Raw genomic sequence first — 21,891 nt, forward strand, 5'->3', positions numbered from 1 at the left:
GTGAAAATCATCCGCAGGGGAGAAAACTCCATGGATCGCTATCTGGAAGTGATTGGAGAAGGTGAGTTCATTGAAACGGCCAAGCGTTTCATTGCGGAAGTCACGTTCGGGGTGCGCGCTGCCAAAGATGAAACGGCATTTCGCGAAGTATCTGCACTCGCTGCCGAAGGAATCGAAGTACTCCGCCAAGCCGGCATCGAAGCCAGTGAACTCGTTGAGGGAGGCTCAGCCTTTCACCAACCCTGGTATTGGAAGAAGCAGGTTGGGCAGACCGTGGAACGGAAGGTCATCCTCAAAGTGTCCGACTTCGGCCGGCTGAACCATGCGCTGGAACAGCTTGAACCACTGCAGTCGCGAAATAAAGAGCGGAGGACCGTCGAGGTTCAAATGCAAAAGCCTGAGTTCGAAGATTCCAGCGACAACAAGGCGACAGTGCTCGCCCGAGCATTCGGGGATGCGAAGACAAAGGCTGCAAACCTGGCCGCGGCGATGGGCTGTACTTTGGGATCGCCGATTTTGGTTGAAGAAGGGGGCTGGAGTCAGCGGAGTTCGGGCTTTGCGGGCGATGCAGACTGGTCTGGCGACAGCGGAAGATTTGGCTATGGCACTGTCATGCTGGCTGCCGCCTGTGGTGGAGCCGCGGAAGCAGCGCCCGATCTGCAACGGCCGACGCGCACCATATTTGTAAAATGTCGTGCGCGGTTCGAGTTGGCCAACGGACCATAAGGCCTAAACATTGCCGGTTGGCTTGAGAATCTTTTCATCGATCGACGACAGCGACCTGGCGATGTTGAAAACGACGATCGCGCATTCGAGCAAGACGCGAATCCAGAGTAGCCAGAGCACGGTAAATGTAAACGAAATCAACAGCATGATGACGCGATAGACCAGTGACATTACCCTGGGATCAATCATTGATTGCTTGGTAGACGAGCGCGGCGGCTGATAAATCGAACGTTGGAACGGGTCCATGCCGACAACGGATTGCGAGCCCGGCCGCTCTGGCTCCAACGACAGAACAAAGTTGATCGTCCAGAGCATGCACCCGATACCGGCGATCGAGAGGACTGCCAACCAAGTAAATCGCACGATCCAGGGCGTGAGATACTTCTCGAACTTCCAGTCAAAAAGATCGAGAGGCGAGGTGGACTCCAAAAAGGGCCGCGGCGCCGCAAGTCGACCCGATCGGCGCGTGTCGGCAGAGGTTTCGATCACGAGATTGGAACTCGGCATCGGCCCGACAACGGGTGGCGGAGCAGGCGCAGGATGAGCCTGGGGAATTGGCTGCGCTGGAGGATGCGGCATTGCTGCGCCAGGTGGCGGGGCATGAGGTATGTTCCGAGGACTGCTAACGAGTGAAATTGGATGGCGGCAGCTAGGGCAGGGAACCGAGCCGGCGAGCGGACCAGGATAGTTCCACTTGCTTCCACAATTGGTGCAGGAAATGATCTGGCTCATACGGTAACAATCCTCAAGACAGAATGGCAGGTTGATATCGCTCGCTGAATATCAGCCATGACATTCTGGATGCCCGCCATGTCAAACTCCACCACAAACGTTTCTATAACCCAATAAAAAATTCTCCTGCGAAATTGACGCTGCCATGCCAGATCCTTTTGACTTACAACGCTTCGTCAACGCGCAGGCCGAAGACTTTGCGAACGCACTCGCCGAAGTCCAAGCGGGCGAGAAAGTCTCACACTGGATGTGGTACATCTTTCCGCAGTTTCGCGGTCTCGGTTTTAGTTCGATGTCACAGCAGTATGCGATCAACAGTCGCGAGGAAGCCGAGGCGTATTTGCAGCACAAAGTTCTCGGTCCCAGACTCATTCGTTGCGTGTTGGCCGCATTGGAAGTGCAAGGGAAGTCTGCGCGGCAGATCTTTGGATCGCCGGACGACATGAAATTGAAATCTTGCTGCACGCTGTTTGACGCCGTTTCGCTACCCGGCAACGTGTTTGAACAATTGCTGGCCAGGTATTACGCTGGCGAGCGCGATGCCAAGACACTGCAGTTGCTCGGCGAACCTTCGTGAAAGCAAAATTGCCATGGACTCTCCTGAGGAAATCACGATCGATATGCGGATCCCCGGCAAATGGTCCGGACCGAAGGAGATCATCGAAGCGATTCCCAAAGACTGCCGGCTGACGGACGAAGCGGAACTCGAACTTCCCGACGGCAAGCGGTTTCTGATGTCACCGGTCCCTGCCGATGGACAGTTCGCCGAAATCTTTCGTTCGTCCTGCCGCCGTGCACCCACTGAGGACGAACGGAATACGATCGTCAACTACACGGCGAATGTACTGATCAGCGGCCCCGGTGGTTCAATGGATGCCGCGCGGTCGATGATGCGGGCCGCGGCGGCGATCATTCGCGCCGGCGGCGCGGGGGTGTTCATCGATAACAGCGTTCTCTCGCACGGAGGGCAGAACTGGCTCGAGTACACCGAAGACGCCAGCATCGAAGCTGTCAGCTTTGCCTTCGTGAGCATCTATCGCGGCGAGCACGAAGTGCACACGATGGGAATGCACGTGCTGGGCTTTCGCGACATCGTGATGAAGCGCGAAGACATCGAGGTGCAGGGCTTCGATATCATCGAAGTCATCCTCTACGTCTGCCGCGACGACAAACCCATCGCCGACGGCCATCTGATCGCCGATCTCGACGGGCCGCGATTTCGAGTCATCTTTCAACCAAGCCCCGCCACTCGACGCGCAAACGCCATGCAGAATCCGTTTGGTCAGATGAAACTGGTGAGCCTGCGCGATATTGCGGAAGGAAACTGACAAGCTCGGCAAGAAACAAAAAAGTCCCCTGACGACAGGCCAGGGGACCATTTGGGTGTAACCGCGGCAGTATTGATGAGCAGATTGTCCCATCAACTGGAAAATCGTAGGGGCTGCGACGGAATTAACTTCCGGCCGAATGCTGAAGGGGCATTGTTTGGTAGCAATCTCAATGGGTCACGGAGATATGTTCTCGGACGTGAGGATCGTCTAGTCGAAAAACTCGACCACCACTGAGATTCGCAATTCGCGTCAAGCGGGCATGTGGCTTCTTGGAAACGACCACATGAATGGTACATCGATCTGACAAGTATTGCAGGAGATCGCAAAAGCCGAGATCTTCCGAGGCAATAATCAACGTATCGAGTCGATTTGCCAAACCGACCAGATCGTAAAGGATCTGACCGTCCGCATTTTCAAACGTATAGACCACTCGAATTCCATGGCGTTCGGCATCGCGAGCTCGCTTCAATAGCGAGCCGCGCGAATCCTTCCGCAAGTAGCCGGCGCCTGAAAAATTCGCGATGCGGAGTTCATTACCTAATAACTCGCGCAGGCGAACGAGTGACCACATAAAGCCGGGTTTCAAGTTGTCGAGATCGACAGCCCAACCCGCATGATGATTGCGAGGAATCGCAATCATCGTTTCATCTCCAAAACGAACATAGATAGGCGCATAAGTTCTCCTTTGCTGCGCCGCGGTCCAACCAATATGCCAAAGATCTGCCCTCATCTTAGAGGGGGCATATTAAAGTTCAAGAAAATGTTGCATTTTTTCTGCCCCGCGGCGTCACGCCGCGGGTTACGGCGGACGACTGCCTGCTTATTTCTTCACCGAGCTCAGCGAAGTCAGGCATTCTTGCGGCGTGATGAAGCCGTCGCCGTCGAGGTCGTATTTTTGAAACTCAGCGGCCGTGGCGTCAGTCCAGGTGGTGGCATACTCGACCATCGCAATCTGACCATCGGAATCGGCATCGCTGCGAAGGAACCAATCGGGTAGGCCCTTCGGCAGGCGATCGGCGGCGGTTTGGAAACGGTAGTCCTTCTTGCTGGCGGTGTTACTCTTGCCGCTCTTGCGTGGGTCTCCGCCGCGAGAATCACCACCGCGCGAGTCACGTGAATCACGCGATCCGTAGCTGCCGCTGCCGCTTCCTTGGCTGGCGCTAAAGGCTTGCAGCTTGACGGCGAGCTCGTCGACCGTGATCACGTTGTCGTTGTTCGCGTCGGCGGCTCGATGTTCGGATTTCAGGTCACCCCATTCATCCCGCTCCAGCTGACCGTTTTTATTGCGGTCGTGCTGCTTGATCAGGCCGGCAGCAAATTCTTTGAACTTGTTGAAATCGCCACCGCCGGAGTTCGAATCCTTCGAAGAGCTGCCACTGCTGGGGCCGCCGCTGCCGGAACCATTGTTCGATCCTGGTGGGCCGGTCAAACCGAACCGGCGGGCAATCCGCTCGCAGAGTTCGGCTTTGCTGAGCTTGCCGTCGCGGTTGGTATCGGACTCTTCAGGCGGCGTCGACCATTTGCCGTCTTTCCATTCGATGTTGTCCACAAAGCCGTCGTGGTTCTTGTCGTAGTCGCGGAGCATCTTGTCAACGTATTCGATGACGCGGGCGTCGTAGCGACTTTCCAGAGATGCGTTGGCGCTGGCGTTCGCTGTCAGCGGCACATCAAAGCCAGATGCCTTCGGCGTGCCAGCGGCAACCCCAAAGCCAGGAGTCGCGGGTGTGGCTGACTTCGACGAACTGCTGCTTCGTTCACGGTCGCGATCGCTGTCGCTCCGTTCACGATCTCCGCCCCGGTAGTCTCCGCCGCGCGAATCGCCACTGCTGGAACCAGGCGAACCTGAACTCGATCCCGGAGGACCACCCGAACCCGGCGGGCCACCTTCGCGAGGAATCTGCGAAGCCGTAATAAACTTGTCGATGGGAACCGGCTGAGTGATGTCGAGGCCACCGCGACGGGCCATGCTTTCGGCAAAGCGGCGCGAACGGTCGTCGAGTTCACTGGGCTCAATAATACCGTTGCCGTTCTTATCCCAGCCTTTGATGATCGCGGTCGCATCGAAGCTACCGCCGCCACCGCGCCAATCGCGTCGTTCGCCGCCGCCCCGATCGCCCCCCCGATCTCCACGATCACCGCCGGGTTGAGCCCAAGCAGCAGTCACCAGCAATGGGCTCGCAATAGCGGCCAACAGCAGCATCCGGCAATTGGTTTTGTTCATGGAAAGGCTCGCGGCGAATAGGCGAGGTTTTGGTCGTATCGCGCAGCGAATAGCGCGATACATCGATTGTATCTGGTTTAAACCCCAGTTACGAGAGAAAGTCTCGCCGCGGCGACCGCATTGCTTCCCCTTGCCAGCATCGATAAACCCAGCTGCGCGTTGATATTAGGCCGCAGCTGTGTTAGCGTGCGATAGTTCGCTCTCTCCCGCCTTGGCCGAGGTTTTTATGCTGCGTTTGACGGATGTCGGCACTGCCCAGACCTGCGACGGCGTGACTCGCCGCGATTTTCTGCAGGTCGGCGCCCTTGGAGCCATCGGCTTGGGACTGCCGGAGTTGCTCGCCGCTCGCGAAGCTGGGGCCGTGAGCAAAGAGCACGACGACCGGGCCTGCATTCTGATTTTTAATCTCGGTGCCCCCAGCCAGATGGATACCTTTGATCCGAAGCCCAACGCGGCGGCGGAAATTCGGGGGCCGTTTCAGCCCATCTCGACTAACGGTGATTTTCAAATCACCGAGATCCTGCCGCGGCATGCTAAACATGCCGACAAGTTCTCGATCGTGCGTAGCTGTTATCACACGGCGGCTGCCGTGCATGACACCGGTCATCAGATGCTGCAGACGGGCCGCTTGTTCTCGGGCGGAGTGAATACGCCGCATGCCGGCAGCGCGGTCGCTTACTTGCGCGGCCGCAAAACCGATTTGCCCGCGTCGGTCATTTTGCCCGAGCCGATGGGCTCGACCGGCGGAAATCTTCCGCACGGCCAGGATGCCGGATTTCTCGGCAAGGCCTTTGATCCCTTCTCGCTGATGGCCGATCCATCGCAACCTAATTTCAAAGTTCCCGATCTGCTGCCACCGCAAGACTTGGGCGAAGCGAGGATGGAACGCCGGCGTCGGCTCCGCAGCGTTGTCGAAGAACAAGTGGCTCAGTTCGAAGCGAGTCCCGCTGCGAAGTTGATGGACAGCAACTTCGAATCGGCTTATCGACTGATGACCAGCCCCCAAGCGCGAGCCGCTTTCGATCTGTCGAAAGAATCGCCCGGCATGCGCGAAAAGTACGGCGTGAATCGCTTTGGCCAATGCTGCCTGCTCGCGCGGCGATTGATCGAAGCTGGCGTGCGATTCGTGACAGTCAACACGTTCCTGACGGTCTTCAACGAGATCACCTGGGACATTCACGGCAGCAAACCGTTCACCAGCATCGAAGGGATGAAGGACATCGTCGCGCCGATGTACGACCAGGCCTATGCCGCGCTGCTCGAAGATTTGCAGGACCGCGGCATGCTCGAGAAAACGCTCGTGTGCAACCTCGCCGAGTTCGGCCGCACGCCGCGGATCAATCCCGCCGGTGGCCGCGACCATTGGCCGCAGTGCTTCAGCGTGTATTTCGCCGGCGGCGGCATTCAAGGTGGTCGAGCGATCGGCAAGAGCGACCCAACCGGCGGCTATCCCGCCGAGCGTCCGACCGAGCCCGCCGAAGTCGTCGCCACGATCTACAAGAGCCTCGGCTTCGACCTGGAAACCGCCCTGCCCGGCCCCGCCGGCCGCCCCTTCCCGCTGGTCGACTTCGGCAAGCATGAAGTGAAAGAGTTGTTTTAGCGTCGGGCCCGCTGCGCGGACCAACTACCGACCGCATCGCGAACGGATCGCTTCAGCGTTTTACTTTTAAGCCTCTGGCTTTAGCCGGTGGTTAGCATTCATCAAGAGTTTCCGGCTTTAGCCATGCCTCGTTTGGGTCGCGCCGCGACTCCAGCAATGGCTAAAGCCGAGCAGATCTTTGAGCCAGAACCGCCAGCTAAAGCTGGCGGCTAAGAAGAACTCCAGGTAACCATTGCCATGTGGCGTTTTTTAATAGCAGCACTTTGTCTCGGCGTGACGACTTACGCGCGGGCGGTTGAACCAGACCTTGTGCTACTGCCGCCGAAGATCTCGCTATCTTCAACCGAAGCACGTCAAACGCTCGTCGTGCAACAACGTGCCGGTGACTTGTTCCAGCATCAACTGCGCGACGGCGTAAAGTTCACCAGCAGCGACGATAAGATCGTCCGTATCGAAGACGGCGTGGCCATTCCTATCGCAAACGGCACGGCAAAGATCATCGCAGAAGCAGGCGGAAAAACAGCCGCCTCGGAGGTAACTGTCGCGAATCTGGAAAAGCCTTTCGCGTGGTCCTTCCGCAATCACGTCGAATCGGTTCTTAGCAAACAAGGCTGCAATGGCGGGGCTTGCCACGGCGCTCGCGCGGGCCAGAAAGGTTTTCGCCTCACGCTGTTTGGCTTCGATGTCGATGCCGATTATTCGTATCTCACACGGCAAGCGATCGGCCGGCGGATTGTGCCCAGCGATCCGGGCCGGAGCTTGATTCTGACGAAGCCAACCGGCCTGCTGCCGCACAAAGGTGGCGTGAAGCTCGACCCGGCGTCGCTAGAATATCGCGTCATCGCCGAATGGATCGCAGCCGGTACGCCGCCACCGCGTGACGACGATCCGCAGATCAAACGGCTTGAAGTGCTGCCGAAGAATTCCCGTCAGTCGCCGGGCAAAGAGCAGCAGCTGATCGTCCTCGCGCATTTCAATGACGGCCATGTGGAAGATGTTTCGCGCTGGGCCAAGTATGTTTCGACCAACAGTTCCGTCGCCGCGGTAAACGAGCGCGGCCTGGTAAAGATCAGCGGCAGCGGCGAGGCAGCCGTGAGCATTTGGTATCTCAATCTCACCGAGATGGCTTACGTTTCGTCGCCGTATCCGAATCAACTCACCGCCACATCGTTTGCCAAGGAAGAGCGAAAGAACTTCATTGATGAGCTCGTGCTCGCGAAGTTGCAATCGCTCGAGATCCCTCCCTCGCCACGCTGCGACGACGCCACCTTCATCCGCCGTGCCTTTCTCGACACGATTGGCACGTTGCCGACGGCGGCTGAAACAAAAGAGTTCCTCGCCGACAAACGCGATCGGCTCGTCGATCAACTCCTCGGCAGGCCGGAGTTTGTCGATTACTGGACGAACAAATGGGGCGATCTGCTCCTCCTCTCTGGCGAACGACTCCGACCGAAGGCGCTCGAGGCGTATCATGCTTGGATCAAGAAAAACGTCGCCGAGAACAAGCCGTGGGATAAGTTCGTCTACGAGATCGTGACTGCGACCGGGAGCACACACGAGAATGGCGCCGCGAATTTTTACGCGCTCCATCAAGATCCCGAGATCATGGCGGAGACCGTTTCGCAGGCCTTCATGGGGCTCTCGATCGGCTGCGCGAAGTGCCACAACCATCCGCTGGAAAAATGGACTAACGACCAATACTACGGCATGGCCAACATGTTCAGCCGTGTGCGAGCCAAGGGCTGGGGCGGCGACTATCGCAACGGCGATGGCCTGCGAGTCGTCTATTCCGATACGCAAGGCGAACTGCTGCAGCCCAGTCGCGGCACGGCACAAACGCCGCGGCCTCTCGATGGCAAAGCAGTCGAGTTCAACGACACTGCCGACCGCCGCGTGAAGCTCGCCGAGTGGCTGGTGTCGAAAGAAAACCCCTATTTCACGCGCGCGATTACCAATCGCGTCTGGGCCAACTTCTTCGGTGTCGGCTTGGTCGAAAAAGTCGATGATCTCCGCGCGAGCAATCCAGCTAGCAACGATGAACTCCTGACTGCTGCGGCCAAATTCGTGCAGGAGCACAACTACGATCTGAAGCAACTCATGCGGCAGATTCTTCAATCGACCACCTATCAACGCAGCAGCCAACCACTCCCCGGCAACGCAGCCGACGAGCGATTCTACAGCCGCTATTACCCCAAGCGTCTGAAAGCCGAAGTGCTGCTCGATGCCATCTCGCAGGTCAGCGGCGCCCCTTCGCAATTCCGCGCGATGAAGCCCGACGGCAAACCCGGCGATGCGGTTGCTGCGAAACGGGCGTTGCAACTCCCCGATTCCTTCGTCGACTCGTACTTTCTCAAAACCTTCGGTCGGCCCGATCGCCTCATTACCTGTGAATGCGAACGAAGCGACGAGCCGAGCATGACGCAAGTCTTCCACTTACTCAACGGCGAAACGGTGAACAACAAGCTGAAGCAAAAAGACAACGCAGTCGACATCGCGCTCAAGCAAGATCCCGCCACGATGCTCGACGATCTGTTCCTCGCAGCGCTCTCGCGTCCACCGACCGAGAAAGAAAAAAGCCAAGCTCTGCAGGAACTGAGTAATGCCCCCGAAGGTGAGAAGCGCGCCACGCTCGAAGACATCTTTTGGAGCGTGATGAGCGGCAAGGAGTTTGTGTTCAATCATTAGCCCATTCCGATTGCGATTAGCCACCAGTTTGAGCTGGTGGTAGCAAAGCAAATGAGAGAGCCGGCTTTAGCCATTCAATGGTAAAGCCGGACGATTGAGAACCTATCCATCCACCATCTAAAGCTGGTGGCTAACGATGCGAGTCCGAAATGTTTCCGAACTATCAAGCGCCAGCTTATCGAGTCGCACTACTGTTCGTTGCTGGTTCAGCAATTCCGAACTTCGCCCAATCCCCCGACTACACCAAACAAATCCAACCGATCCTCAACAAATACTGCACCAGTTGTCACAACAACGAGGACCGCGAGGGGAAGTTATCGCTGGAGAGTTACGACGCGCTACTCAAGGGCGGACCGAAGGGCGCGCTCGTTACAGCAGGCCATGGCGATTTGAGTCGGATGATTCTGGTACTGACCGGCAAGGCCCAACCGGCGATGCCGCCGAAAGATAGCGATCCGCCAACGGCTGCCGAGATCGCGCTGCTGAAAGCTTGGATCGATGCGGGTGCCAAAGGCCCAAGTGGCGCCGCGCCCGATCCGACAATTCTCAACACGCCGCAGATCAAAGTAACCACGCCCGCGCGAAAGAGCGTGAACGCAGTGGCCGTATCGTCCCGGGGAAATGCGGTCGCATTAGCACGCTATGGCGAAGTGGAACTGCAGCGGGGAAACCAATCCCAACTCCTGAGTGGTCATCGCGGTAGTGTGAATGCGATTTCCTTTTCCGACGATGGCCAATGGCTGGTCGCAGGCGCCGGCGAGCCCGGCTTGTTCGGCGAAGCACGCATTTGGAATGTAGCGGACGGCACGCTGCTGAAGACCGTGCAGGGGCACAAGGACAGCATTTACGCGGTGCGTCTAAGTCCCGATCGCAAAGTGCTTGCGATGGGTGGTTACGACGGCTTGATCACGCTGTGGGACACCAACGATGGTAAGCTCCTGAAGAAACTCGAAGGGCACAATGGCGCGGTATTCGAGTTGGCCTTTCGCCGCGACGGTCAAATTCTGGCAAGTTGCAGCGGCGATCGCACAGTGAAGTTGTGGAATGTGGCGAGCGGTGAACGCCTCGAAACGCTGAAGGAAGCGACGAAGGAACTTTACACGCTGGCCTTCAGTCCGACGGGCGATCGGGTAGCCGCGGCGGGTGTCGACAACCGGATCCGCATTTGGCAGGTCAGCGGCGATGGCAAGGAAGGAACCAATCCGCTGCTGACTTCCAAGTTTGCCCATGAAACTGCGGTGCTGCGAATCGTGTGGTCTGCCGATGGCAAGACGATTGTCTCGGCTGGCGAGGATCGGTTGATCAAAGTTTGGAACGCTGCCGATTTGTCGATTCGTCAGACGCTGCCGAAGCAAAGTGACTGGGCCACGGGGCTGGCGAACATGGCGAGCAATACGAAGCTGTTCGTCGGCCGCATTGATGGCAGCAGCCAATCGCTCGACATCGCCCCACCGCCGGCGATCACGACGGCCGAGTTGATTCCTGCTGCCGAAACGCCGCCGGAAGTCGACTACGGCGAACAGCCGGCGATCGATAAGTTGCCGAAGGTGGCTGAAGTCGAACCAAACGACACCCCAGCGGAGGCTGCGGCGTTCAAGTTACCGGGCATCGTCACCGGAACGATTCATCGCGCCGATCGCAACGATGACGTCGATTTGTTTCGTTTCTTCGCCGAGGAAGGCGAGCAGTGGATCTTCGAAACGAACGCTGCCCGCAGCGGTTCGCTGCTCGATAGCAAATTGGAGATCCTCGATACCGATGGCAAACCCGTACCGCGCGTGCTCCTTCGCGGCGTGCGCGATACCGAGATCGAGTTCCGCGGAATGAACAGCGACCAGCGCGGCGTGCGACTCAAGAATTACGAGGAGATGCTTCTCAACGAATACGTCTTTCTCGGTGGCGAGGTGATCAAGCACTTTCAGCAGCGGCGTGGGCCCGATGCCGATGGTAACTTCTTTCCCGAGAACGGCAACCGTTTTACGTTTTTTGAAACGACGCCGCGGGCACACGCGCTGGGGGAACCAGGTTACATGGTGGTTCCTTATCCGGTCGGCACGCAGTTGCCAAATAACGGCTTACCGGTGTTCACGCTCAATTTCGAGAACGACGATCAGTCGCAAAAGAAGTTCGGCAAGGATTCGCAAGTGACCTTCGTCGCGCCGCAAACCGGCGACTATCTAGTGCGAGTCAGCGACGTCCGCAACTTCGCCGGCGACAAGTACACCTATCAACTCATCGGCCGCCGGCCGCAGCCTGGTTTCAAAGTGACCGTGAATGGCATGAATCCGACGGTCAACGCCGCCAGCGGTAAGACCTTTGGCGTGAAAGCCGAGCGGATCGACAACTTCATGGGCGAGATCCGCGTTGATATTTCCGAACTGCCGCCGGGCTTTACGGCAACCTCGCCGCTCGTCATCCCGGCTGGTCTCTACGAAGCCCAGGGTGTGATTAACTGTGCGGAGAGTGCTGCAGCGCCGACGGCAGAGAATGAAAAGCTTTCCAAAGTCGTCGCAACCGCGATCGTTGCCGGCAAAGAACGAACGCAAGAATCTGGCAGTCTCGGCACGATCAAGCGCGCCGACAAGCCGAAGGTCATCGCTCATCTCGAACTTTCCACGCCCGATCCGGTCGCCAATCCCAACAGCCCGCCCGAGATCACTCTCGCTCCTGGCGGCAGCGTGACTGCGAAGCTGCGCATCGAGCGCCAAAATTTCAACGATCGCGTGGCCTTCGACGTGCAGAACCTGCCGCACGGCGTGATTGTTGACGACATCGGTCTCAGTGGCGTGCTGATTGTAGAGGGGCAACTAGAGCGCACGATCTTCCTCCGCGCCGAGCCGTGGGTAAAAGATCAGGATCGCTTGTTCCACGCCCAAGCCAACGTCGAGGGAAATCAGGTGAGCAAGCCGATGTTGCTGAAGATCCGCAAGTAAGATTACTGCAAGTAACGCTTCTCGATCTTCGCCGCCACCGTACCGAAGGCGTAATAGCCGACGCTGATACGGGCCACATGCGTGAGCAGGTCATACGACCGCCAGCGGTCCCAGCCGTAGTCGGCTTCAAGCCAAAGAATCAGCTTCGCAAATGCTTCCGCCGCGGCTCGTTCCATCGGGCAACCGGTGGCGACGGCCATCAGTTCCGTTGGCGATTCAATGCGCGGACCGCTCACTTTCTTGCCCTTGCGCAGTTCAACCGTGATCGTGGTTTCGGCGGGCATTTCCAAACCGCTGGCCGAAAGTTCGCCGTGCCCCATCGCGGCATGTGCATCGCCCAGATAAAGGTAGCCACCTTTGACGAACACCGGCAGATAAATCGTGTTGCCGGGGCAGACCTCGATGATGTCCATGTTGCCGCCATGAATGCCAGCGGGAATCGTCGTCGGCACGCCCCAGTCGGGCGCGGTGCCAATGCAGCCGAGCATCGGCGCATACGGAATCGTGATCTTGTCGCTCCAAAAAATCTGGCCGTCACGAATAGGGCACACATGCGTGCCGTGCGGACACTCCGTCCCCAGCCATTCGGCCAGTTGGCGCGGGTCGCTGGTGCGCGTGGAACACTGCCCGATCAGCGGCTTGATCTCGCGAATGGTCACGGCAAGCGAATCGCCCGGCTCGGCGTCTTCAATCCAGATTGGCCCCGTCTGCGGATTCCCCTGCGGCAACTTCACTTTGTCGCGGCGGTCATCGTTGGTCCGAATCTGGCCGCTGAAGGCGTCTTCGCTTTCGACAACGACGGTTTCGCCTGAGTGGATGTGCAGCCGCGGCTCGTTGTGCCGGCTGTATTCGTAGTAAAGCGGACCGATGGGCAGGCGTTGCATGGGAGTGATATTTCGCTCGCGGCAGAAAATACTTTCACGGAGTGAAAGAAGACAATTGCAAGCAAATGATAGTCGCGATTGAACAGCGTGTTCAAGAACTTCGGATGTCGCACGTCGATCAAACGACGCGCTATCACAGCGTGAAAGACGACAGACCGACTCCGCGGCGTCGGATCAGCGTCAGCCTAGGGTTGCGTTAGCTGCGGCGTTCCCAGGCGTCCTGCAGTCGTCGCAGGGCTTCATGGTTTCGCTCTTTGCGAGTTGCCACGCCGCCGTAGTTGATCTTCAGCGAACCGGCTTTCGACGTTCGCTCTTGCTGGCTCACGAGTCGAAACTCGCCGCCGTATCTTTGGATCTCCCGGGCATGCGTTGTGCATAACCGAGTGTCCGGCAATCCCTCGCGACGGTCCTCATCAATTTCCTCCTGACAGATTTCACAGAATCGTTCAGCCATTCCGTTCTCCTTTCTAGAGTTAGAGACATTACACCGACAGATTCGTTTTGTGACTGCTTTATTCCTGAGTTCATTCGATTACTTCCGTGCGCGCGCGTAAAAAAACCACTGACTTGCTCGAGTCAGTGGTTCTTAAATTTTGTTGTACGTGAAGCAGTCTTGGTGCCTCCGCGTGGGATTATACACAGCGCACGAAGAACGGCAACCGGAAATTCGTGGTCCTTTCCTCCCGAGTATGCATACACTTCAATGTGCGTGCAGTCCCTACACTCGCATTCAGGCGTCATCGCATGCAGCGCATTTGCTTCGCCGTAATTTTTGCTCTGTGGTGCGGCGTCGTCGCTGCACAAGAAGCCGGCAAGGTTACTTGGGATTTCGAAAAACAAACGCTCGGCGCCGAATGGACGGCGGGTGGCAAGATCACGGCGACCCGCGCGATCGGCGAACCGGCACAAAAGCCAAAAGCCAGTCACGAGGGCGATGCGATTCCTGGCGGCCAGGTGGCCACTATCAGCGCACAGCCCGGCGCGTTCTTCGGCTTGAAGAAAGAGTTGCCGCGCGTGCCGTGGGAGCGAGTGCAGCGGATTTCCTTCTGGCTGTCGCGCAGCGAGGAAGAAGCCAAACGCGACCCGGAGTGCGAGTTTGATCTGTTCTTTTTGAATGCGAACAACAAGCCAGTGTTCTCACGCAAGTTTGTCTTCAAGGGAAGCGGCTGGCAACAGTTCGAAGCGCCCACGCTGTGGATCGCGCCGACGACGGGACGCATCGGTTCGTGGTCGGGAGTGCAGCGGTTTACCTTGTCGTTTCGCGAGGAGAGTCATCTTTCACTCGATGCCGTGCAGGTCGATGTCGCCGCGCAGCCGCAGGCTCCCGTCGCGCTCGAAGACATTCTGCCCATCGCCTTTCCGGGCGTGGCGCCGGCTGCGATTAAGACGGCGAAGCGCGGTGGGCTCGTGGTCGCAACCAATGCCACCGATTGCAATCCTGAAAAAGTCGCAGCCATTCTGCAATCGCTGGAAAAGAAAATCGCCGCCGATCTGCCGCTGGGCGATTCTGCGGTGCCGCCGACGCTCTTGATCTTTGCCACGCGCGATGAGTATCAAAAGTTTCCGCCGCGACTGGCCATGCGCTACGGCAAGGACGCAGCCGAGCCACAGAGCGATGGCTTCACCATGCTCGGTTGGGCCACCAGCAGTTGGGATTCGCAACAAGGAGCCGAGCAGCCTGTCTTCGTGCACGAGTTTGTTCATTCGCTGCTCGAACGGCGACTGCAGATCGCCAATCAAGGCGAGTGGTTCCAGGAAGGGATGGCGACGTTCTATCAGCTGCAGCAGTACCCGCAGAAAAACATGGGCGAGGTCATTCAACTCGGGATCTCGCGCGAGCAATATGATCTGGCCGCGGTCACCAGCGGCAAGCACGTCAGCAGCAACGCTTTCTGGCAAGCGGCCACGCTCTGCAGCCTGCTGCTCCGCGATCCGTCGTACGCGCCGAAGCTAAAAGATCTTGTGGCCGGCTTTCAGCGTGAACAGAGCACAGCGCTCGAGCCGCAGTTAGAACCGGTGCTGAAGGTTAGCTTTGAGCGGCTGACGAATGATTGGAAGAAACACTGCCGCGAAGCCTGGCCAGTGCGTTAGCACATTGCCGTCGTTTTCTCCGAAAACGATGGGTTGAGGTTGACCTGATGCATGCCAAGGAACGAGCCCCGCGAAGTTCCGGCGGTGGCGAATATAAGTCAACCTTCGCTCTTAATTCGAACAGACTCCGCTACCACCGATTTCAGAGAAATCGTCGACAATGGAGACCTATTCCTTCGGGAACTTGCTGACCACGTTAAAAGACAGCTGTTCTAGCTCGATCGCGAGATCGACGCCCACGGTGTGGATATGCTTCGGCAATGCCAGCGTGACCGGGGCAAAATTGAGGATCCCCTCAATGCCAGCCGCGACCAGCGCATCGGCCACTCGCTGGGCGACAGGCGAAGGGACGGCCACGATGGCCATGCGGATGTTTTTTTCTTGAATCACTCGGCTGGCGTCGTCGAGGTGAAAAACCTCGACGCCGTCGGTATGCGTGCCGATTTTGGCCGGGTCGGTGTCGAAGCCGGCGACAATTTCAAAGCCCTGCTGGTGGAAGCCGCGGTAGCCGATCAAGGCTCGACCCAAGTTACCCATGCCGACAATGGCCAGGTTCCAGGATTGGTTGGTTCCCAGAATCTTCTTGATCGCGGCGATCAGTTCCGCACAGCGATAGCCGATGCCAGGGTAGCCAAATTGCCCGAAGTAGGCCAGATCCTTGCGCACCTGGGCATCGGTGAAGCCCAGCAGCCGACCGAGCTGCGTTGAGCTCGTCGTTTCGTGGCCGTCGCGCACCAAGTGCTGCAGTTCGCGCAGGTAAAGACTCAGGCGGCTGACAACGGCCTGCGGCACTTGGGGTTCGGCATTCTCTTCGGCGGATTTCTTACCTTCCGTCATGCACCCATCCCAACAAGCACCTATGCGGCCGAAGATGGCCGCCACTGTACTGTAAACCGATTGTGGGAAAGGGGCAAGAAGCCTTGCGTTTCTGCAACAATGGGCCACTTAACCCGCGCGTGGCTCCAAGAAAGCAAAAAGGCCTGATCCGCACGTGCGAACCAGGCCCTGGTTACTTCAACGATGTCTGTTCGTGGCTATGATCGCCGGCCGAACTTACTCGGTGTACAGCGTCGCGTCGTCCAACCACACGTTGCCGGTGGCAGCATGATACAACCAACCGCCGTTGCTGGCGCTCACGTCGGCAGCCGTCGGGGGATTGTTCATGATGGCCTTCACGGTCTGGCTCTTGGTGATCGCATTTTCCGGAATTTCGCGGAGGTACGGGCCATAGATGTGGGCCGTGGTCGTACCGGCGGCGCCGGCCTTGTTCGTTTGCTGAGTCAATTCGATCAACGTGGCGCTCGGCTTCAAACCGTCGTGATTGCTCTTATAGGTTTCGATCTGACCGCGAAGGGTCGACAGATTGAACACAGCCGTTCCCTTCTTGGCATCGGTGGCCGAGTCGGTGAACTGCGGGATGATGGTCGCGGCCAGGATGGCCATGATCACGACCACGATCAGAATTTCAACCAAGGTAAACGCTGAACGGAACTTGCTTTTCATGGGAATCTCGCGAAGGGAAATGTGTTGAACGGTAACCAGTGGTGCAACCGCCTGTCGTCACTCACACTCTCGCCTCAGCAGGAGAGGAAAGTTCGGGGACTGGAGTCGGGTTTGCGGATCAAGGTGTGGAGCAGCAGCGAACCGCGGTGTGTCGCGAACTTGCTCCTGCAATTAATTAGGTTGCAGTCGCAAGGCGGTCAAAAAAATTCCTTGCGAAAACCTTAAGGAGGGGTGCTGGGCGGCGCAGGCGGCAAAGGCGGAAGGGAAAATGCAGAACGAAGAAGGCAGAAGGCAGAATGAAATGCGGACGCCGGATCAGTGGCGCCCAGCCGCAGGCTGCGAATAAATGCAAGAAGTAGCAGAGCGTTCGCGATGCAGAATGTTGTATTTCAATTCTGCATTCTGCGTTCTGCCTCTGCATTTAGAACAGCGGCCGTAAGCGGCCCACCGTCGGCGTCGGCAGATCGGGGGCGGGCATTGGTTTGCCGTAGTAGTAGCCCTGGCCCAGGTCGAAACCCATTTCGCAGCAGCAGCGATGTTCGGCTTCCGATTCCACGCCTTCGGCCAGCGAGGCGCTGCCGAGTTCGCGAACCATTTGCACGAGTTTCGCCACCATCTGCTGATGGCGGGGCGGAGAGAGATGAATGTCGCGAATCAACTGCATGTCGAACTTCACAACATCCGGGCTGACTTCGGCGAGTTCGACCAGACGCGATTGTCCCACGCCGAAATCGTCGTAGGCCAATTTGATGCCGAGCTCATGCAACCGGCGTTTCAGTTCTTTCATCGAAGCCAGGTCGGTCGCCGAAGCTTCGTGAACTTCCAGCGTGATGGCCTGGTTCGGAAAATTCGTGCGGAGTTCGACGAGCGAATCGAAAAGATTCGACGTGACGATTTCCGCCGGATGTGTATTTAAGTAGAGGCTGAGCGAAGTATCGGCCTGCGGCGCGCACTCGAGACCGGCCACTCGCAGCATGGTGCTGAGTTCGGCTTCGAGATCGAGTTGCGAAGCGGCCAGGAACATATCGCGCGGCGTCTTCAAGCCGAAGAGGTTGCTGCGGCCGAGAACTTCGTAGCCGGTAACTTTGCCGTTGCGAATGTCGAGGATCGGTTGAAAGTGTGGCACGACGGCGCGATCGGTCATCAGTTTGTCGAACTGAATGAGCGACAGCGCGCGTTCGGAGGCGCCCGAAGGATCGCACAGGGTCGAGCTTGTGCCTTGCGGCACTTTCATACCAACGCGGAACGGCACGTCGGCAAACTGAATCAGGTCGCCGTCGCTAAGTGTTTCCCATTCGCGCACTTGCTTGCCGTTGACGAACGTGCCGTTCGTGCTGCCGGCGTCGCGAATCTGCAGATAGCCTTCTTCGATCTTGATTTCGGCGTGCAGGCTGGAAACGGTCGCATAAGACAATGACAGCGGCAGGCCATGGCGGCGGCCGACTTGAAACGGCACCACCGAGACGTCAATGCTCTCGACCTTGCCCATGACGCTCAGGCGCCCGGTCAGGTACCAAGTCACTTTCAATGTCGGCGGTGCTACAGAATTCATCATCCAACCGTTACTCGTAAGACTGGCATGTAAAGCCACCGGGTGCAGAACCGGCGCGGCCGTTTCCAGACACCGAAGCCTAGCTCAGAGATTGTCTCCAGGCATAAAAACCCGCCATTCGGTCGATTGCCAGATTCCCGGCTCGGCTAGCTCGGCCTTTGCCCCGTCGCTCCAGAAAAATCCGACACATTCCGCAACTTCTTTGCTTTCGTCACTGTGCATGCATTCGCTAAGGCTCTGCTAGCTGGACGCGATTACCCAATAAAAGAACTCTGCGTAGTTCCCCCATCTCAAGCCAGTTACCCAGACTGACGATGAATTTCCAAGAGAAACCGCTGGGCGGGTGATCTTTTCGTATTACCCGCACAGTCAACGGCCACTTTCTGCCTTCCTCAGGATTGCCAGCGTGTGAGGAGTGCAGGCCAGGCCCCGGAATTCGCCGCCCGGCGAGCGTTTCGCCAACCAGAACAAACAGCGTTTCCCCAGGTACAGCCACAGTGAGACAAGGAGATCGGAAAATGAAAGCCCTCTTGGGTCTGCCGTTGGTAGCGGTTCTGCTGACCGTTATCTCGGTAAACACCAGCTCCGCCGCCTGCTGCGGCGCAGTCAGCTACAAGCACGTAGGCTGCTGCGACCCAGTCGGTTATGAGCCCTGCAAACAGCAGTGCCACACGGTGATGAAAACCGTGCGCGAGACCGTGTACGAACAACAACAGTACACGTGCTACAAGAACGTCTACGAGACGGTCTACGACGAAAAAACCATTGATTGCGTGAAGCACGTCCAAGAGACGCACTACCGCAACTGCGAATACACGGTTTGCAAGCCCGTGTACACCACGCACTACAAAACTTGCTGCTACACCGTCTGCAAGCCTGTGTACACGACTCACCAAAAGGAAGTCTGCTACACCGTTTGCAAGCCGGTCTACGAAACCAAGTACCGCACTTGCTGCTATACCGTTTGCAAACCCGTCTACACCACGCACCAGAAGGAAGTCTGCTACACGGTCTGCAAGCCCGTTTACACGACTCACCAGAAGGAACTGTGCTATACGGTCTGCAAGCCTGTCTACACGACGCACCAAAAAGAGATCTGCTACACGGTCTGCAAGCCGGTGTACGAAACCCGTACGAAGGAATATTGCTACACCGTTTGCAAGCCGGTCTATACGACTCACCAGAAGGAAGTCTGCTACACGGTCTGCAAGCCGGTGTACGAAACGAAGACTCGCACCTACTGCGTGAACGTGTGCAAGCCTGTGTATGAAACCTGCCACCGCGAATGCTGCGAAGTCATTTGCAAGCCGGTTCACTACACCAAGACGATCCAAGTTTGCTGCGGACATTGGGACACGCAAGTGACCGAATGCCCCGGCCCGGTCATCACCAAGTGCGTTCAAGAACCTGGCTGCTGGAGCTGGGATCCTTGCTGCTGCCGTTGCGTTTATTGCCCCGGCGCCTGCAAGCAAGTCCAAGTTCAATGCCCGCCGCGTAAGGTCTGCACCAAGGTGTGGGTCCCGGAAGTGCAAGAAAAGACGATCAACTGCGTTCGCTACGAACGTGAAGTGGTCAAGAAGTCGATCCCGTACACCGTGTGCCGCTACGTGAACGAACAGCAGACCAAGACCTGCTCGTACACCTGCTGCCACATGGTTCAAGAACAACGCACCAAGCTCGTGAACTACACGACCTGCTGCATGGTTCCTGAAGTCGTTCGCAAGACCTGCACCTACCAGGTTTGCACGATGGTTCCTGAAAAGCGGACCAAAATCGTCAACTACACCACTTGCTGCATGGTTCCTGAAAAGCGGACCAAGGTGATCAACTACACCACCTGCTGCATGGTTCCTGAAAAGCGTACGAAGATTGTGAATTACACCTGCTGCCAGATGGTGCAAGAACAACGGACCAAGCAAATCGCTTACCGTTGCTGCCACATGGTGCAGGAACAACGCACCAAGATTTGCACGTATCGCACCTGCTGCATGACGCAGGAACAGCACACGCGCCAAGTTCCGTACACCGTCTGCACGATGGTGGAACAGAAGTGCACGAAGCAAGTTCCTTACTGCGTCTGCAAGCCGGTTCACTACACGCAAGTTGTGAAGTGCCCCCGCTGCGTCTGCAAGCAAGTCCCCTACACGGTGACTCGCTGCGTGCCGAAGTGCGTTTGCACGCAAGTGCCGGTGCAGGTCTGCTGCCCGACCCCTTGCTGCGATCCCTGCTGCGGCCGAGTTCGTCGTAGCTGCGGTTGTGGCTGCGGTTCGTAACTCACTGAAGTAGTTCGCTGGTAACCTGACTGATCTGGTCGAAACGCCGCGGCGGCTCGCTCCCCTGGAACGAGCCGCCGCTTTTTTATTTCTTGGCGATCGTTCCCGCCGCGCGGATCCGCTTTACGGCTTGGCCACAATCGGCAAACGCAAAATCAACGTCTGGGCATTGTGATTGCTGATTGCCAGATGCATGCCATCCGGCGCGAGTGCGCTCGCCGCGATTGACCGATGCATGGCCCCCTCGGCCAATTTGCTGCCGCGGCGCGGTTCTAGTCGCCATTCTTTTTCGATCTTCTCTGCGGCCAGGTTATACAGCACGATGTGGTTCATCGAGCTCACGCACACCGCGTAGTCATTGCCGGCAAAATAAACCGCTCGCGGCCAATGCTCGACTTTGAACTTCGATTTCTCCACCGGCTGTTTGCCGCTGAGATCCCAAATCCGCACGCACTTGTCCAGCGTGCCGCTCGCCAGCCATTTGCCATCGGGGCTGAAGGCCAATGTTTTGAAACCAACGTCAAGCTGAACCAAAACCGTCTCCGCAAGACCGCCGTCAGCAAACTTCCACAATTTGAACTCCGAACCGTACAACGGCCCGTTTCTCGCCTCATTAAAGACGATCGCCGCGAACGTCCCGCCATCCGGCGAAAACGCAAACCCGCTGTTGGCCCCTTCGAGTTTGACCGGCAACGTCTCCAGGCCCGCCGCCGAAATCGCCACGGCCGCGCCGTTGTTATCCTTCTCGCGATAAAACAGATCAGATCGCGTCGGATGAAAGGCCAGGTAGTCGTCGACCGACAACTCATAGCGTGAAGAAAGCTTGGCCCCCTCCGCGGTCACGTCATATACCGAGAGCGCACTCTCGCGCTCATCCCGCCGTTTGGCCAGCACATCCGACTGCACGGCGACCAGGTATTTGCCGTCCGCCGAAAACCGCACCGCGTTGACTGCCGATTTTTTCGAATCGAGTTCAATCGTCTGCGTCTGCCGCGGTTTTGCGCCGCTCAAATCCCACAGCACGGCCTTGCCATCACGGTTGCCGGTCACCAGCCTGCCATCGGGCGCAAAGGCGAGGCTCCAAACCTGCCCCGCCTTTTCTTCCACGCGCGTCGCCGCCACGGTAATGTCGGGCAGCATCGCCGTTTCGAGCGGCGTCAATTCCGCACGATCGAGCTTCGCCAGGGCCGAATGCTTCTCCTGGCCGCCGACTTTGCCGGCGGAGATGCTGGCGATCAGCATCGCCAAGCAATAACCGGTTATGGCCCACTTTGAAAATCGCATCGTAATCTCCTGCCTTGCGCGCTGATTGTAGAAGCCACCCTCATCGACAACAAGCAAACGCCGGCCCTACCAGGCG

Annotated in this window: 17 protein-coding genes; 8 read left to right on the forward strand and 9 right to left on the reverse strand. The window is 57.7% G+C overall.

Features of this window, described 5'->3' with window-relative positions; all coding sequences use genetic code 11:
* Nucleotides 1-30 precede the first annotated feature (30 nt).
* Nucleotides 31-726: an SIMPL domain-containing protein gene (locus M9Q49_RS21445; RefSeq protein WP_254510882.1), complete on the forward strand. Its 696-nt coding sequence runs from the start codon at nucleotides 31-33 to the stop codon at nucleotides 724-726.
* A gap of 3 nt (nucleotides 727-729) precedes the next feature.
* Here the strand turns inward: M9Q49_RS21445 and M9Q49_RS21450 are convergent, their stop codons facing one another.
* Nucleotides 730-1,233 carry a DUF4282 domain-containing protein gene (locus tag M9Q49_RS21450; RefSeq protein ID WP_254510883.1) on the reverse strand — a complete coding sequence of 168 codons (504 nt, stop codon included), beginning with the start codon at nucleotides 1,231-1,233 and terminating at the stop codon, nucleotides 730-732.
* A 370-nt stretch (nucleotides 1,234-1,603) separates the two neighbouring features.
* Here M9Q49_RS21450 and M9Q49_RS21455 point away from each other — a divergent pair, with 370 nt between their 5' ends.
* Together M9Q49_RS21455 and M9Q49_RS21460 are read left to right on the forward strand one after the other, a co-directional pair.
* A complete protein-coding gene (locus M9Q49_RS21455; protein ID WP_254510884.1) occupies nucleotides 1,604-2,035 on the forward strand; it encodes a DUF1810 domain-containing protein in 432 nt (143 codons plus the stop codon).
* Between the two features lie 13 nt (nucleotides 2,036-2,048).
* Nucleotides 2,049-2,786: a hypothetical protein gene (locus M9Q49_RS21460; RefSeq protein ID WP_254510885.1), complete on the forward strand. Its 738-nt coding sequence runs from the start codon at nucleotides 2,049-2,051 to the stop codon at nucleotides 2,784-2,786.
* A 169-nt stretch (nucleotides 2,787-2,955) separates the two neighbouring features.
* On the opposite strand, the gene M9Q49_RS21465 is transcribed toward M9Q49_RS21460, so the two are convergent.
* Together M9Q49_RS21465 and M9Q49_RS21470 are read right to left on the reverse strand one after the other, a co-directional pair.
* Nucleotides 2,956-3,519, reverse strand: a complete 564-nt coding sequence (locus M9Q49_RS21465) for a hypothetical protein (RefSeq protein WP_254510886.1) — start codon at nucleotides 3,517-3,519, stop codon at nucleotides 2,956-2,958.
* A gap of 90 nt (nucleotides 3,520-3,609) precedes the next feature.
* Nucleotides 3,610-5,010, reverse strand: coding sequence for a hypothetical protein (locus M9Q49_RS21470; RefSeq protein WP_254510887.1), 1,401 nt, complete (start codon nucleotides 5,008-5,010; stop codon nucleotides 3,610-3,612).
* Between the two features lie 226 nt (nucleotides 5,011-5,236).
* Here M9Q49_RS21470 and M9Q49_RS21475 point away from each other — a divergent pair, with 226 nt between their 5' ends.
* The 3 genes from M9Q49_RS21475 to M9Q49_RS21485 all read left to right on the forward strand — a co-directional run bounded on the left by M9Q49_RS21475 (nucleotide 5,237) and on the right by M9Q49_RS21485 (nucleotide 12,228).
* On the forward strand, nucleotides 5,237-6,610 hold the full coding sequence (locus tag M9Q49_RS21475; RefSeq protein WP_254510888.1) for a DUF1501 domain-containing protein: 1,374 nt from the start codon (nucleotides 5,237-5,239) through the stop codon (nucleotides 6,608-6,610).
* Between the two features lie 237 nt (nucleotides 6,611-6,847).
* Nucleotides 6,848-9,295: a DUF1549 and DUF1553 domain-containing protein gene (locus M9Q49_RS21480; protein ID WP_254510889.1), complete on the forward strand. Its 2,448-nt coding sequence runs from the start codon at nucleotides 6,848-6,850 to the stop codon at nucleotides 9,293-9,295.
* A 149-nt stretch (nucleotides 9,296-9,444) separates the two neighbouring features.
* Entirely contained in the window at nucleotides 9,445-12,228 is a 2,784-nt protein-coding gene (locus tag M9Q49_RS21485; protein WP_254510890.1) for a WD40 repeat domain-containing protein, read from the forward strand.
* Nucleotides 12,229-12,230: 2 nt separating this feature from the next.
* Here M9Q49_RS21485 and M9Q49_RS21490 read toward each other — a convergent pair whose 3' ends face one another.
* Together M9Q49_RS21490 and M9Q49_RS21495 are read right to left on the reverse strand one after the other, a co-directional pair.
* A complete protein-coding gene (locus tag M9Q49_RS21490; protein ID WP_254510891.1) occupies nucleotides 12,231-13,112 on the reverse strand; it encodes an acetamidase/formamidase family protein in 882 nt (293 codons plus the stop codon).
* 196 nt (nucleotides 13,113-13,308) lie between these two features.
* The gene (locus tag M9Q49_RS21495; RefSeq protein ID WP_254510892.1) at nucleotides 13,309-13,566 is read right to left on the reverse strand and encodes a hypothetical protein; all 258 of its coding nucleotides are present in this window, start codon (nucleotides 13,564-13,566) and stop codon (nucleotides 13,309-13,311) included.
* Nucleotides 13,567-13,856: 290 nt separating this feature from the next.
* Between M9Q49_RS21495 and M9Q49_RS21500 the strand changes: the two genes are divergently transcribed.
* Nucleotides 13,857-15,203: a hypothetical protein gene (locus M9Q49_RS21500; protein ID WP_254510893.1), complete on the forward strand. Its 1,347-nt coding sequence runs from the start codon at nucleotides 13,857-13,859 to the stop codon at nucleotides 15,201-15,203.
* Between the two features lie 168 nt (nucleotides 15,204-15,371).
* Here M9Q49_RS21500 and M9Q49_RS21505 read toward each other — a convergent pair whose 3' ends face one another.
* The 3 genes from M9Q49_RS21505 to M9Q49_RS21515 form a co-directional block, all read right to left on the reverse strand.
* Nucleotides 15,372-16,085 (reverse strand): redox-sensing transcriptional repressor Rex, encoded by a 714-nt coding sequence (locus M9Q49_RS21505; RefSeq protein ID WP_254510894.1) that lies wholly within the window; start codon nucleotides 16,083-16,085, stop codon nucleotides 15,372-15,374.
* A 171-nt stretch (nucleotides 16,086-16,256) separates the two neighbouring features.
* On the reverse strand, nucleotides 16,257-16,706 hold the full coding sequence (locus M9Q49_RS21510) for a type II secretion system protein (protein ID WP_254510895.1): 450 nt from the start codon (nucleotides 16,704-16,706) through the stop codon (nucleotides 16,257-16,259).
* A 421-nt stretch (nucleotides 16,707-17,127) separates the two neighbouring features.
* Nucleotides 17,128-18,261: an EAL domain-containing protein gene (locus M9Q49_RS21515; protein WP_254510896.1), complete on the reverse strand. Its 1,134-nt coding sequence runs from the start codon at nucleotides 18,259-18,261 to the stop codon at nucleotides 17,128-17,130.
* Between the two features lie 515 nt (nucleotides 18,262-18,776).
* Between M9Q49_RS21515 and M9Q49_RS21520 the strand changes: the two genes are divergently transcribed.
* Nucleotides 18,777-20,531 carry a hypothetical protein gene (locus tag M9Q49_RS21520; RefSeq protein ID WP_254510897.1) on the forward strand — a complete coding sequence of 585 codons (1,755 nt, stop codon included), beginning with the start codon at nucleotides 18,777-18,779 and terminating at the stop codon, nucleotides 20,529-20,531.
* A 123-nt stretch (nucleotides 20,532-20,654) separates the two neighbouring features.
* On the opposite strand, the gene M9Q49_RS21525 is transcribed toward M9Q49_RS21520, so the two are convergent.
* Nucleotides 20,655-21,815 carry a WD40 repeat domain-containing protein gene (locus M9Q49_RS21525; protein ID WP_254510898.1) on the reverse strand — a complete coding sequence of 387 codons (1,161 nt, stop codon included), beginning with the start codon at nucleotides 21,813-21,815 and terminating at the stop codon, nucleotides 20,655-20,657.
* Between the last annotated feature and the right edge of the window lie 76 nt (nucleotides 21,816-21,891).

The organism is Anatilimnocola floriformis (assembly GCF_024256385.1).
Taxonomy (GTDB): Bacteria; Planctomycetota; Planctomycetia; order Pirellulales; family Pirellulaceae; genus Anatilimnocola; species Anatilimnocola floriformis.